The 13,342-nt window shown below is 64.3% G+C and carries 11 protein-coding genes and 2 pseudogenes; 6 read left to right on the top strand and 7 right to left on the bottom strand.

Annotated elements, in window-relative coordinates:
* Positions 1-88: 88 nt before the first annotated feature.
* The 4 genes from B3P22_RS22895 to B3P22_RS22910 all read right to left on the bottom strand — a co-directional run bounded on the left by B3P22_RS22895 (position 89) and on the right by B3P22_RS22910 (position 4,734).
* Positions 89-1,342, bottom strand: a complete 1,254-nt coding sequence (locus B3P22_RS22895; RefSeq protein ID WP_296272647.1) for an ABC transporter substrate-binding protein — start codon at positions 1,340-1,342, stop codon at positions 89-91.
* Positions 1,343-1,543: 201 nt separating this feature from the next.
* A complete protein-coding gene (locus tag B3P22_RS22900) occupies positions 1,544-2,992 on the bottom strand; it encodes an ATP-binding protein (protein ID WP_296272649.1) in 1,449 nt (482 codons plus the stop codon).
* Complete coding sequence (locus tag B3P22_RS22905) at positions 2,982-3,716, bottom strand: response regulator (protein ID WP_275547370.1); 735 nt, start codon at positions 3,714-3,716, stop codon at positions 2,982-2,984. Before B3P22_RS22905 ends, B3P22_RS22900 begins: the two co-directional genes overlap by 11 nt.
* Before the next feature lie 55 nt (positions 3,717-3,771).
* Positions 3,772-4,734 (bottom strand): glucokinase, encoded by a 963-nt coding sequence (locus B3P22_RS22910; protein WP_296272651.1) that lies wholly within the window; start codon positions 4,732-4,734, stop codon positions 3,772-3,774.
* Positions 4,735-5,037: 303 nt separating this feature from the next.
* On the opposite strand from B3P22_RS22910, the gene ubiM reads away from it, so the two are divergent.
* The 3 genes and pseudogenes from ubiM (at position 5,038) to B3P22_RS22925 (ending at position 8,025) form a co-directional block, all read left to right on the top strand.
* The gene (gene ubiM, locus B3P22_RS22915; RefSeq protein ID WP_296272653.1) at positions 5,038-6,210 is read left to right on the top strand and encodes a 5-demethoxyubiquinol-8 5-hydroxylase UbiM; all 1,173 of its coding nucleotides are present in this window, start codon (positions 5,038-5,040) and stop codon (positions 6,208-6,210) included.
* 158 nt (positions 6,211-6,368) lie between these two features.
* Positions 6,369-7,802 (top strand): annotated as a pseudogene (gene ccoN / locus B3P22_RS22920) (cytochrome-c oxidase, cbb3-type subunit I).
* Entirely contained in the window at positions 7,792-8,025 is a 234-nt protein-coding gene (locus B3P22_RS22925; RefSeq protein ID WP_296272655.1) for a cbb3-type cytochrome c oxidase subunit 3, read from the top strand. The pseudogene ccoN and the gene B3P22_RS22925 overlap by 11 nt, the downstream one beginning before the upstream one ends.
* A 4-nt stretch (positions 8,026-8,029) precedes the next feature.
* Here B3P22_RS22925 and B3P22_RS22930 read toward each other — a convergent pair whose 3' ends face one another.
* The 3 genes from B3P22_RS22930 to B3P22_RS22940 all read right to left on the bottom strand — a co-directional run bounded on the left by B3P22_RS22930 (position 8,030) and on the right by B3P22_RS22940 (position 11,233).
* Positions 8,030-8,686 (bottom strand): TIGR04211 family SH3 domain-containing protein, encoded by a 657-nt coding sequence (locus B3P22_RS22930; protein ID WP_275547373.1) that lies wholly within the window; start codon positions 8,684-8,686, stop codon positions 8,030-8,032.
* A gap of 225 nt (positions 8,687-8,911) precedes the next feature.
* Positions 8,912-10,273 carry a putative bifunctional diguanylate cyclase/phosphodiesterase gene (locus tag B3P22_RS22935; RefSeq protein ID WP_296272657.1) on the bottom strand — a complete coding sequence of 454 codons (1,362 nt, stop codon included), beginning with the start codon at positions 10,271-10,273 and terminating at the stop codon, positions 8,912-8,914.
* 60 nt (positions 10,274-10,333) lie between these two features.
* A complete protein-coding gene (locus B3P22_RS22940; RefSeq protein WP_296272659.1) occupies positions 10,334-11,233 on the bottom strand; it encodes a LysR family transcriptional regulator in 900 nt (299 codons plus the stop codon).
* A 103-nt stretch (positions 11,234-11,336) separates the two neighbouring features.
* Here B3P22_RS22940 and B3P22_RS22945 point away from each other — a divergent pair, with 103 nt between their 5' ends.
* From B3P22_RS22945 to B3P22_RS22955, 3 genes and pseudogenes are all read left to right on the top strand, one after another.
* Positions 11,337-12,146, top strand: a complete 810-nt coding sequence (locus B3P22_RS22945) for an MBL fold metallo-hydrolase (protein WP_296272661.1) — start codon at positions 11,337-11,339, stop codon at positions 12,144-12,146.
* Positions 12,137-12,835, top strand: coding sequence for an SDR family oxidoreductase (locus B3P22_RS22950; protein WP_296272663.1), 699 nt, complete (start codon positions 12,137-12,139; stop codon positions 12,833-12,835). Before B3P22_RS22945 ends, B3P22_RS22950 begins: the two co-directional genes overlap by 10 nt.
* Before the next feature lie 315 nt (positions 12,836-13,150).
* A pseudogene (locus B3P22_RS22955) lies at positions 13,151-13,342 on the top strand (hypothetical protein); the annotation flags it as partial.

A 13,342-nucleotide genomic window follows, 5' to 3' on the forward strand; every position in this document is an offset into this window, starting at 1 on the left:
TGCATGGACACATGCGCCTGGGATAGAAGGCTTGAAAGCGGCGGGTTACACCCGCCCTAGGGCAGGGCCGCCTAGGCGGCCCGCAGGCTCATTGCACCGCCTGGATCGCCGCCGCCAGTTGCTGGGCGGCGCGCTTGGGGTCGGCCTTGGGGTCGTTGAAGAAGTTGGTCACCACGTCGAACACCGCGCCCTGCACGTAGCTGGAGGCGGCCATGCCGTGGGCCAGGCTCGGCTGCAGGCCGCCATCGGCAGCGGCCTCCTTGAAGTCGGCCATGGATTTCTGCGCACAGGCGTCGAAGCTGCTCATGTCCTGGTCCATGCGCACCGGGATCGAGCCCTTGTTCTGGTTGAAGAACTCCTGGAACTCGTTGCCCATCACCGTGCGCGCCAGATCTTCCTGAGCCTTGCGATTGTCGGCGTTGGTCAGTTTGAACATGGCCAGCGAGTCGATATTGAAGGCGAAGCTGCCCTGGGTACCCGGGAACGCCAGGCACTCGTAGTCCTTGCCGGCGACCTTGCCGGCTGCGGTCCACTCGCTCTTGGCCCAGTCGCCCATGATCTGCATGCCGGCCTTGCCGTCGATCACCAGGCCGGTGGCGCTGTTCCAGTCGCGCCCGGCGGCGTCGGCGTCGATGTAGCCACGCAGCTTCTGCAGGGCAGCGAACACTTCGACCATCTTGTCGCCGGTCAGGGTGTCGCGATCCAGCTCGACGAAGGCCTTGCGAAAACCCTCGGGGCCGAGAATGCTGAAGGCCAGGTCCTCGAACACCGTACCGTCCTGCCAGGGCTGGCCGCCATGGGCGATGGCGATGAAGCCGGCCGCCTTGAGCTGGTCGGCAGCAGCGAAGAATTCGTCGAGGGTGGTCGGCGGTGTGGCGCCAGCCTTCTCGAATACTTGCGGGTTGATCCACAACCAGTTGACCCGATGCACGTTGACCGGCACCGCCACGTAGTCGCCCTGGTACTTCATCACCTCGATCACCTGCGGTGGCAGCAGGTCATCCCACTTCTGCTCGGTAGCGACGTCGTTGAGGTCGGCAAGCAGGCCCAGCTCGCCCCACTCCTGAATATCCGGCCCCTTGATCTGCGCCGCGGCGGGCGGATTGCCGGATACCGCGCGGGTCTTCAGCACGGTCATGGCCGCTTCACCACCACCTCCGGCAACGGCGAAATCCTTCCATTTGTGGCCCTGGGCTTCGACCAGTTTCTGCAGGGTATCGGCGGCGCGCTTTTCACCACCCGAGGTCCACCAGTGCAGCACTTCGACTTCACCGGCAGTAGCGGAAAGGGGCAACAGGACCGCGAGGGAGATGGCACAGGACAGGCGAGAGATCGCTTTCATGGGATGAGACACCTTGTTGTTGTTATTCGCGAGCAAGTCGTGGTGCTTGCATTGCGAACGAGTCTACCCAGGCCCCACTGCGGCGGGGGTAACAAAGGGTATTGGATGGTCACCGGGCTGTTACAAAGCGGCCCAGGCAGGTTACATGAGGCACCGCGCGGCGGATTCTGCGGTCCAGCGCGAGGGCTCATGGGCGGAAATTCAACGGGATTGGCGCGGTAGCCAGAGGGTGACACGCAGCCCTCCATCTCGCAGATTACGCAGGCTCAGTTCGCCGCCATGGCTGTGCGCCAGGTTGCGTGCGATGCCGAGTCCCATGCCGTAGCCCTGCTGCTGGCTGGCCAGGCGAAAGTGCGGCTCGAACACCTGCTCGAGCTTCTGCTCGGGCACACCCGGGCCCTCATCATCGACATGCAGGACGAAGGCTTCGTCATCGTCCTCGATATGCAGATGCGCGCGCTCGCCATACTTCAGGGCATTGTCCAGTAGGTTGCCGATACAACGACGCAAGGCCAGCGGCTTGCCCGGATAGACAGCCCGTGCAGCACCATCGAGGGTCACCCGTCCCGTGCCGAGATAGGGCTCGATCAGCCCATGCAGCAGATGATTGAGGTCGACCGGCTCGATGTTCTCGTGGATGTCGGTGTCCTTAACGCATTGCAGTGCGCCCTTGACCAGCAGCTCCAGGTCGTCCAGGTCGCGTCCGAACTTGCTCTGCAGGCTCTCGTCGTCGAGCAGTTCGACGCGCAGGCGCAGGCGCGTGATCGGCGTGCGCAGGTCATGGGAAATGGCGCTGAACAGCTGGCTGCGCTCGGTGAGGTAACGGCTGATGCGCTCGCGCATGGCGTTGAAGGCACGCGCCACCTCCACCACCTCGCGGCCACCGCCTTCGGCTACCGGCTCCACCTCCGCCCCCAGCGACAGGTGCCGCGCAGTGCGCGCCAGGCGCTTGAGTGGGCGACTCTGCAGGTGCACCAGCAAGCCGATGAATACCAGCAGGAAAACACTGGTCAGGAGGATGAACCACAGCTGCTGGGAGGGCAGGAAGGGTTCCTCCAGGTTGGTGTAGGGCTCGGGCAGCAGCGAGGCGATGTACAGCCATTCCCCCGGGGCCAGCTGGATCTGCGTCACTAGCACCGGCGGGTTGAGCGGCTCCAGGGTCAGCGCATAGTGCGCCCAGGATCGCGGCAACTCGTCGAGCTTCAGGCCGCCGTTGAAGATCAGCAGATCATCCGGCCGGACGAAGGTCACCGAGATGTCGGCAGCGCTGCCCAGTGCCTGACGCAGCACCTCGGTCACCGTCTCGGTCACCGCCTGCTTGCGCGGCGTGGGCGGTAGCAGCTTCATCTGCAACGGGCGATCGTTGAGGCTGACCACGAAGCGCGTGCCGCCCATGCTGCGCAACTGGTCGAGCACCAGCGGCCGGTAATTCACCGGCAGGGAACGGAAGTAACGCACGCTGGCCGACATCGAGTGAGCCAGGCTGCGCGCCGTGGTCACCAGGCCTTCGAGTTGGGTGGCACGCAACTGCGACAACCAGATGGCGCTGGACAGCGTCTGCGCCGCGAGTATCGCCAACAGGGTGAGCAACAGCATGCGTCCGAGCAGCGAGCGCGGCAGCGGCAACCAGCGCCTTGGCTCAACGGCCATCGCCGGCCTGCACGCTGACGGTCGCTGCCAGTTGATAGCCGCTGCCACGCACGGTACGGATCAGCCGCGGCGGCTTGTCGGTATCACGCAGGCGCTGGCGCAGGCGGCTCACCGCCATGTCGACGATGCGCTCCAGCGGCATCACCTCGCGGCCACGGGTGGCGTTGCCGATGGTGTCGCGGTCGAGGATCTGCTGCGGATGGTCGAGAAACAGCTTGAGCAGGGCGAAGTCGGCACCGGAGAGGATCACCTCCTCGCCATCGCGGTGGAACAGGCGGTGGCTGACCATGTCCAGGCGCCAGTCATCGAATGCCAGCACCTCGCCGCTGCGCTCCTGAGTGAATTGCGCCCGCCGCAGCAGCGCCTTGATTCGTGCCAGCAGCTCGCGCGGGCTGAACGGCTTGCCGAGGTAGTCGTCGGCACCCAGCTCCAGGCCGATCACCCGGTCGGCCTCGTCGGAGCTGGCGGTGAGCATGATGATCGGCACCTGGGCAAAGCGCTGGTGTTCGCGCACCCAGCGGCACAGGCTGAAGCCGTCCTCGTCGGGCAACATCACATCGAGAATCACCAGGTCGGCCGACTCCGCACACAGGCCTTGGCGAAAGGCGCCACCGTCGGCGACGGCGCGCACCTGAAAGCCGACGCGGCTCAGGTAGGTCTCGAGCAGTTCACGTATTTCCTGGTCGTCATCGACCAGCAGAATCGACTTGCCGGGCTGGCTCATGGTCCGCCGTCCTTGTTGTATTCATGCCGCAATGCAGGCCTGGTCGGTGCAGGTTCTAACCGGCCTCGACCCTCTGTTGCAAGGCCACGCCCGCGCCGGTCAGACCGGGATATTCGGCCGTCACCAGCCACACCGGGATGCCGTCAAAGTAATCGCTCATGCGGCCCTTGTCGCTGAAGCTCTTGGCAAAACCGCTGGTGAGAAAACGCTCGGCAAAACGTGGTACCACGCCGCCGACGATGTAGACCCCGCCACGCGCGCCCAGCGTCAGCACATTGTTGCCGGCCACGCGCCCGAGCCAGCAACTGAACTGCTCCAGTACCTCGGCGGCGACGGGCTCGCCCGCCAGGCCGGCAGTCGTGATCGCAGCCGGCGTATCGTGTTGCAGTGGCTGGCCGTCCAGCTCGCAGATGGCGCGGTATAGCGCCAGCAAGCCATTGCCGCTTAGCACGTCTTCGGCCCTTACGTGTCCCAGTTGCCGATGGATTATCTGCCACAGCTCGGCTTCTCGCGGGCTGCCAATGGGCAGGTCGACGTGCCCGCCCTCCCCCGGCAACACCAGCCAGCGGCCGTCGGCCTGCTCCAGCAGCGTACCGACGCCCAGACCGGTACCGGCGCCAATCACCAGCACCGGCCGCTCTGCCTGCGCCTGGCCCTCGCACACCGGTATCCGCTCGTGCTCGGCCAGGCGGGTCATGCCCAGCGACATGGCGAAGAAATCGTTGATCATCAGCAGCTCGTCGACCTGCAACGCTTCGCAGAAGGCGGCACGATCGATACGCCAATGATTGTTGGTGAAACGAAACAGATCACCGCTGACCGGGCCGGCGCAGGCCAGACACACCGAGCCTATCGCCCCCAGCGGCAGGCCCTGGGCCTGCAGATAGGCCATGATGGCCTGCTCCGGCCCGGGAAAATCGGCGGTCGCCAGGACCTGTACCGCCTCCAGATGATCGTCACGCCACAGGGCGAAGCGTGCGTTGGTTCCACCGATGTCGCCGACCAGCGCCAGTTTCACGTGAATGCCTCCATGACGAGGACGCATCGCGCACGGGCTATCTCGGAAGCGTGAGGGGGCATGCTATCGACTCCAAATCGGATTATTTTTGTAGTTCATACAACGCGCATCACAGTAATCCCGAAAATTACGCCGATCAACCTGGCCAAAGTAGTAATAACAACAATATTCGACAGAGAACCATGGCGGCGTGAATCGCGCCGAAGATGGCGCATCCTACCTTCGGCATGATCCCGGACAATAGTTGCAAGCCCCCTGCGGCCTAGACTCGGGCCTTCCCGAGTTCGCATGGAGAGCTGCAGCATGTCACCCGATATCGTCATCGTCGGCGCAGGCCCGGCCGGTCTTTGCCTGGCTCGTGCCCTATCCGGAAAGGGTCTGTCCATTGTCGTGCTGGAGCGACAGGCCGAGCAGGCGTTGGCCGAACCTGCCTTCGACGGCCGCGAAATCGCCCTCACCCACGGCTCGCAAGCCCTGCTCGAACGCCTCGGCCTGTGGGCACGCCTGCCTAGCGAAGACGTTGCCGTGCTGCGCGATGCCCAGGTGTTCAACGGGCCCTCGCTGTTCGCCCTGAAGATACGCGCCGAACAGGCCGGCGCCGAGCGACTCGGCCATTTGGTGGCCAACCAGGCCATTCGCCGCGCGGCTTATCAGGCGGTAAGCGAATGCGCCGATGTGCAATTGCTGTGTGAAACCAGCGTACGTGCCATCGAGCAGAGCCAGAACGAGGTGAAGCTGGTGCTGCAGGACGGCCAGGTGTTGCAACCACGCCTGCTGGTCGCCGCCGACAGCCGCTTCTCCGAGACCCGCCGCCAGCTCGGTATCGGCGCGCAACTCAAGGACTTCGGCAAGACCATGCTGGTGTGCCGCATGCAGCACGAACAGGACCATCACCAGGTAGCCTGGGAATGGTTCGGCTATGGCCAGACCCTGGCCCTGCTACCGCTCAATGGCCGGCAATCGTCGATGGTGCTGACCCTGCCGCCGCGCGAAATAGAACGTCTGCAGAAACTGGACGAAGCGATTTTCACCCGCGAGATGGAAAAGCGCTTCGACCGTCGCCTGGGCGCCATGCAACTGGTCAGCAGCCGCCACGCCTATCCGCTGGTAGGCGTCTACGCACGGCGCATGGTCGGCAACCGCTGCGCCCTGCTCGGCGATGCCGCCGTGGGTATGCACCCGGTCACCGCGCACGGCTTCAACTTCGGCCTGATCGGCGTACAACTGCTCAGCGACGCGCTGCTCGACGCACATGGCAAACGCCAGGACATCGGTGCGACTGCGCCACTGGCGCGCTACGAGCGCCAGCTGCGCCTGGCCACCTGGCCGTTGTACCAGGCCACCAACCTGCTGGTGGAGCTGTACACCAACGATCGCCTGCCCGCTCGCCTGCTACGCGGCGCAGGTCTGCGCGTGGCTCAGGGCCTGCTGCCGCTGAAGAAGGGCATCGCCCGGCACCTGACCGCCCGCGCCTGACGCCCTAGGGAGCGTGCGCCGAAGTCGGTTCGCGCCCCCATTCGCAGAATCTGATACGCATCAGACAGCAGTTTCTGAGTCTGTTTTGTTTCTTCCCACCTCCCTACAGTTTCGTCACTCGCGCGGCTGCGCCCGCATCTGTATGGAAGGTTACTGCGATGCAATCTGCTGCTCCTCTCCCGGCCTACAACTACAAGGTCGTCCGCCAGTTCACCCTGATGACCATCGTCTGGGGCGTCGTGGGCATGTGCACCGGCGTGCTCATTGCCGCCCAGCTGGTCTGGCCGGAACTCAACTTCGACACGCCCTGGCTGAGCTTCGGCCGCCTGCGCCCACTGCACACCAACCTGGTGGTGTTCGGTTTCGCCGGTAGCGCACAGTTCGCCGCCAGCTACTACGCGGTGCAGCGCACCTGCCAGACGCGCCTGTTCTCCGACACCCTGGCCGCCTTCACCTTCTGGGGTTGGTAGGCAACCATCCTGATCATGCTGGTGACCCTGCCCATGGGCCTGACCACCACCAAGGAATACGCCGAGATCGAATTCACCGGCGCGGTGTGGATGGCCATCGTCTGGGTCGCCTACGGCATCGTCTTCTTCACCACGCTGACACAGCGCAAGACGCGCCATATCTATGTCGGCAACTGGTTCTTCGGAGCCTTCATCCTGGTCATCGCCATGCTGCACATCGTCAACCACCTGTCGGTGCCGGTGAGCTGGTTCAAGTCCTACTCGATCTATTCGGGTGCCACCGACGCCATGGTGCAGTGGTGGTACGGGCACAACGCGGTGGGTTTCTTCCTCACCACTGGTTTCCTAGGGATGATGTATTACTTCGTGCCCAAGCAAGTGGATCGACCGGTGTACTCCTACCGCCTGTCCATCGTGCACTTCTGGGCACTGATCACCCTGTACATCTGGGCCGGGCCACACCACCTGCACTACACAGCCCTGCCTGACTGGGCGCAGAGCCTGGGCATGGTGATGTCGATCATCCTCCTGGCGCCGAGCTGGGGCGGCATGGTCAACGGCATGATGACGCTGTCCGGCGCCTGGCATAAGCTGCGCACCGATCCGATCCTGCGCTTTCTGGTGGTCTCACTGGCGTTCTACGGCATGTCGACCTTCGAAGGCCCGATGATGACGATCAAGACGGTCAATGCCCTGTCCCACTACACCGACTGGACCATCGGCCACGTCCATGCCGGAGCGCTGGGCTGGGTGGCGATGATCACCTTCGGCTCGCTCTACCACCTGATCCCGAAAGTCTTCGGCCGCGACGGCATGTACAGCACCGGCATGATCAACGCGCATTTCTGGCTGGCGACCATCGGCACCGTGCTCTACATCGCCTCGATGTGGGTCAACGGCATCACCCAGGGCCTCATGTGGCGTGCGGTGAACGAAGACGGCACCCTCACCTACTCCTTCGTCGAGGCGCTGGAAGCCAGCCACCCTGGCTTCGTGGTCCGCCTGGTCGGCGGCCTGTGCTTCCTCACCGGTATGCTGCTGATGGCGCTCAACACCTGGCTGACCCTACGCCGCCCAGCCACCGAACCGCACGCTGCCAGAGAGGCCGCTCATGCCGGCTGAAGCCTGGTGGATGATCGCCCTGGCCGTGTTCTTCGTCGGCGTACAGCTAAGCCTGGGCCGCGGCAGCCAGCGTGACCTCGACGAGGCCACCATGCTGCCATTCGCCGACGATCCCGCCGTGGCGCGCCGCGTCGAGCGCGACACCGGGCGCAGCACCAGTGGCTGCGCCTGCCCCGGCACCTGCGATGGACGTTGCGAGCATCAGGGGCAACAGACGTTCTGAGGGATCACACCCACTGATCGTTACGCTTGCGACGCACGCGCAGCATGGTCGGCAGGATCAGGCCGAGCAGCAGCCCGGCGCCGGCGATGCTGCCGCCATAGGCCATGTAGCGCATCAGCGCCTGTTGTTGCTCGTTGCCCAACTGCGCCTGGGCATCACGCAGTTGCGAGCGGGTGGTGGTCAACTCGGCATCCAGCGCACCGCGGGCGGCCTGCAGCTCGTCGATCAGCGTCTTGCGCGAATCCATGGTTTCCTGCATGCCCTGCACGCGGACCTTCCAGGCATCGTCGATGCCCTTGAGCTCGGCGCTGAGGTCAGCGACCTTCTGCTCCAGTTGCGGCAGGCGCTCGGCCTGGCCGGGCACCGACTGCAGGTCGCGACTGGGGATCCAGACCGTGTTGCCGCTTTCGCTGCGTACCTGGCTGTAGTCGCCCTGAGTACGCACCAGCTCCACTTTCTCCCCGGAGGTCAGGGTGCCAACGATGCGATAGCCATCGGTGGGGCCGCTGCGCACATAGGTGTTGAGGCTGTCGCTGACCCAGCGCTGGTTGCCAGTCGCTTCTTCGGCCAGGGCCGGTTGTGCGCCGCCGAGCAGGCCGCCGAGCAGCAGGCAGGCACCGAGGATACGGGGTTGGAGTGGAGCATGACGAGATAAAAACATGGGGCGATCTTCACGTGGCAGACAGACGAACCCGGCGAACGGGATGAACGTGCCAGCCACGCGCTCAAAAACTCAAGCATGATCCAGACAGAATCCGCGACGAAGCGCCACGCTAGCGGCCAATAGCCATCTACTCCTGCCGGTACGGGCCGACAGCAGACAGACATTGCACCGTTGCTTCGAGTTCATTCGAAGCGGGCGATGGGGGATGGACGGAACGCCGGCTCAGGCGTTGTGTTGCTGCACGAAGGCGCAAAAATCCGCTAGTGGCATCGGCCGACCGAACAGGTAGCCCTGGTAGCGAAAACAGCCGTTATCCGCCAGAAAGCGCCGCTGCGCCTCGGTTTCCACGCCTTCGGCTATCACTGTCATGCCCATGCTCCGGCCCAGGGCGATCACGGTGCGCACGATGGTTTCGCTGTTGGCGTCGGTGAGCACGTCACAGATGAAGGAGCGGTCGATCTTCAGCTTACTCAAAGGCAAACGCTTGAGGTGGCTGAGCGAGGAAAAACCGGTGCCGAAATCATCCAGGGAGAAGCGCACCCCCTGCTCGACCAGCGCGGTCATCTTGCGGGTCAGGTCTTCCATGTCGCGGACGATCAGCGTCTCCGTCAGCTCCAGTTCCAGGCGCTGGGCATCGATGCCGTGGCGCTCGATCAGGCCGAGTATCTCGGCAACGAAACTGGCCTGGCCGAACTGTTTCTGGCTGATGTTCACCGCCAGGCTCAGGTCGCGAAACAGCGGATCATCCTGCCACTGCCGCAGGCGTGCGGCCGTCTGCTCCAGCACCCATTGGCCGATGGGGATGATCAGGCCGGTGTTCTCGGCGTGGTCGATGAACTCGCCGGGAGCCAGCAGCCCGCGTTGCGGGTGCTGCCAGCGAATCAGCAACTCGGCGCCCGTCACGCGGCCGCTGTCATCGAGTTGCGGCTGGTAATACAGCACGAACTGCTGCTCACGCACCGCTGCACGCAGGTCGCGATCCAGCTCCGAGCGCTCGGCCGTGTCGGTTTGCAGGATATGCAGCAGCACGAAGAATAGCCCCATGGCCACCAGCCCCTGCAACCAAGAGCCGATCAGCCGCACGTCGTCCGGCAACGCATAGAGGTCGGTGGGCCGCCAGTTGGAAGCTGCCAGGGCGACGAACAGCAGCAGGCTGAGCAGGGAGACGCCGTAGCGCAGCCTTAGCGGCTCGTCGCGAAAGGCCATCAACGCGCCCACCGCGACCGGAAGCAGATACAGATGTGTGGCCCGCGGCGCCACGAGCGTAGGCGGGTCGAGCAGCAGCGTCGAGGCGACGACGATCAGGATCAGCGCCCCGAACAGGATCAGGTTGGCCGCACGGGCACGGTTGCGCAGGGTCAGCGCGAACACGGCGAGGCCACTGAGGACGATGACGATGTCCATGGCCACGATGGCCCAGTAGCCGCGGGACGCGAAGAACAGCCCCCACAGTACGCCCATCACCACCATTACCATGCTCGCCAGCATGCGCATGCGGCGCTCGCGCAGCTGTCCGACCAAGGCCAGATCTGCTGCATGCCAGAGTTGGCGAACGCGTTTGCCGAAGGTCGAGAGTGCTGGCATGGAAAAATCCTTGTCCGTTCTCTCTCATTCTCGAAGACGGCTGGCCAAATGCAAGCCGCTTCAATGTCGCCAATGCGCGTCGCTGGCCAGCCGCTCGGCAATGAAATCCAGCAGCAGACGCATGGCCGGCAGCATCTGCCTGCGCGTGCCGTACAGCGCATGGATACCCAGCTGCGGCGGCTGGTAATCCGCCAACAGATGCACCAGGCGACCTTCGCGCAACAACGCATCCACCGAATAGAGCGGCTGCAGACTGATGCCGGCACCCGCCAGGGTGGCCTCCAGCAGCACCATCGATTCGTTGGCGCTGAGGCTGCCGGACACCGAAACCGCGCAGGCCTCGCCCTGGTGCTCGAACTCCCACAGGCTGCGACCGAAGTAGGCGTAGGCCAGGCAGTTGTGCCGGGCCAGATCCTCCGGGCGCTGCGGTGTGCCGTGCCGCGCCAGATAATCCGGGCTGGCGCAAACCACCGAGCGACACACGGCCAGACGCCGGGCGATCAGATTCGGGTCGAGCTGGTTGGTGATGCGCAGTGCCAGGTCGATACGGGCCTCCACCAGGTTGACCGCCTCGCTGCCCACCAGCAGGTCGACGCTGACCTGCGGGTAGCGCTGGGTGAAGTCGTTCAATGCATACACCAACCAGGCCTGGGCGAAGGACTGGCTGCAGGTGATGCGCAAGGTACCGCGCGGATTCTCGTCCAGAGACTGGCCGAGGGCCTGCATGCGCTCGGCCAGGGCCATCATCTCGCGGCATTGCGGCAGCATCTGCTCGCCGGAGGCGGTCAGGCTCAGACGCCGCGTACTGCGGTGCAGCAGACGTACGCCAGCCCAGCGCTCCAGTTCGGCGAGATAACGCGAGACCATCGCCCGCGACATGTCCAGGGCGTCGGCCGCAGCGGTCTGACTGCCGCGTTCCAGTACCTCGACGAAAACCCGTGCCGCTGTCAGTCGATCCAAGATGATTCGCTCGATTCACGCAATGAACATGGCCAGCTTACGAGGCTTTTCGCTCGCTAGATAGCGCATAGGATGCGCGACTCTTATCTACCCGGAGATCGCCATGTCGTTCGTCACTCGCTTCATCGCCGGCCTCGGCCTGCTCGCCGCAACCGGCACCGCCCTCGCCCAGCCGCTGACCCTGGAAACCTACAACCCGCGCGACGCCGCCGTGTTCCCGGTCACCTCGACCCTGATCAGCGGCGAGAAGGACGCGATCTTGATCGACGCGCAGTTCTCCAACCGCGAGGCACAGGAACTGGTCGAACGCATTCAGGCCAGCGGCAAGCGTCTGACAACTATCTTCATCAGCCATGGCGATCCGGACTACTACTTCGGCCTGGACGTGCTGACCCGCGCCTTTCCTGACGCCAAGGTGCTGGCCACCCCGGCCACGATCGCCCATATCGAGGCAACCCGTGCTCCCAAACTCGCCTACTGGGGACCGATCCTGAAAGACAGCGCGCCGGCCCGTACCCTGGTGCCCGAAGCGCTGCAAGGTAACCTGCTGGAGCTCGAAGGCCAGCGCATCGAAGTGGTCGGCGGCATACTGACGAGCGCCAATATCCACGTCTGGGTGGCCGACTCGCAAACTGCCGAAGCGCGCAAGAGCTGGCTGAAGTCGCTGGACGAGCTCGAAGCCCTGCAACCGACCACTCTGGTACCGGGCCACTACCTGGGCGAGCCGGCGATGAACCTGACCGACCTGCACTTCACCCGCGATTACCTTTTGGCGCTGGAAGAGGAACTGCCTAAAGCGAAGGACAGCCAGGCCCTGCTCGCGGCCATGAAGGCGCGTTATCCTGACCTGCAGGATGAAAGCAGCCTGGAACTGAGCGCCAAAGTCCTCAAAGGTGAAATGCAATGGCCATGAAACGCCAGATTCTGATCTGTGGCGCGTCACGCGGGCTGGGCCTCGGCCTGGTGCGCGCCTTTCTCGAAGGCGGCTGGCAGGTGCATGCAGTGGTGCGCGAGGTGCGCCCCGCCAGCCCGCTGGAGGCACTACGCGCCCAGTACGCCGATGCCGTGCAGATAATCACCTGTGACCTCAACTCCCTTGATGCCCATTGCACCATCGAAGCGGCCCTGCAGGGCCTGCGCCTGGATTGCGCCCTGTTCAATGCCGGGATCTACGGCCCCGGCCATCAGGACCCGCGCCAGACCGAGTTCGATGACATTGGCCAGCTGTTCCTGGCCAATGCCGTGGCGCCGATTCGCCTGGCCCAGCAATTGGCCGAGCATGTGATCGACGGCGGCGTGATCGCCTTCATGAGTTCGCAGATGGCCAGCGTGGAGCTGGCACGCGCAGCCGACATGCCGCTGTATGGCGCCAGCAAGGCAGCGCTGAACAGCCTGTTGCGCAGCTGGCAGATGCAACTGCCGCAGTTGCCCTGGAGCCTGCTGGCCCTGCACCCCGGCTGGGTGCGCACCGACATGGGCGGCGATGCCGCGCCCTTGAGTGTGGAACAGAGCGCCAGCGGCCTGTGCCAGGTGATCAACCGGCAACTGGGACAACGGCAGTGCGCCTTTCTCGACTACCAGGGCCATTCGCTGCCCTGGTGATCCGCCCGCCCATCCGCAGCGCTCTGATCTTCAGGGCGCTGCAGCCCCTCCTTTCGTCCGCTACCCGAAATCAAACATGTACAGGAACTGTACAAAGTAAATTTCTGTACATATATTCATCGACAACTTGGTCTGTATGACGTTGGGCGCCCACTCATCCGGCGCACATCGGCAAACCACTCGACACACTGCGCAATCCGGCAACGCCCATCTCCCCTTTCTGGTTGCCGGATCTTTTTATTCGGGGCCCGTGCCGCCGGGCATACGCACAATGGCTGGACGCGGCCATCGCCAGCCGACTCAGAGGGAACGACCATGGTGGCCCTGCTTCGCCCCCTGCTTCCCGCGCTGATGCTGCTTGCGCTGCTCAGCCTGCCAGCAGCAGCCAACACCCAGAACGGCTGGCGCGAACGGCTGCCGCAGGCCAGCCTGGTCGGCAGTGGTGATTTCAGCTGGTTCGGCTTCTCCGTGTACAACGCCAAGCTGTGGAGCCCGGAGCGGCGCGTC

Origin of the sequence: Pseudomonas sp. UBA6323 (genome assembly GCF_002439135.1) — a bacterium.
GTDB lineage: Bacteria > Pseudomonadota > Gammaproteobacteria > Pseudomonadales > Pseudomonadaceae > Aquipseudomonas.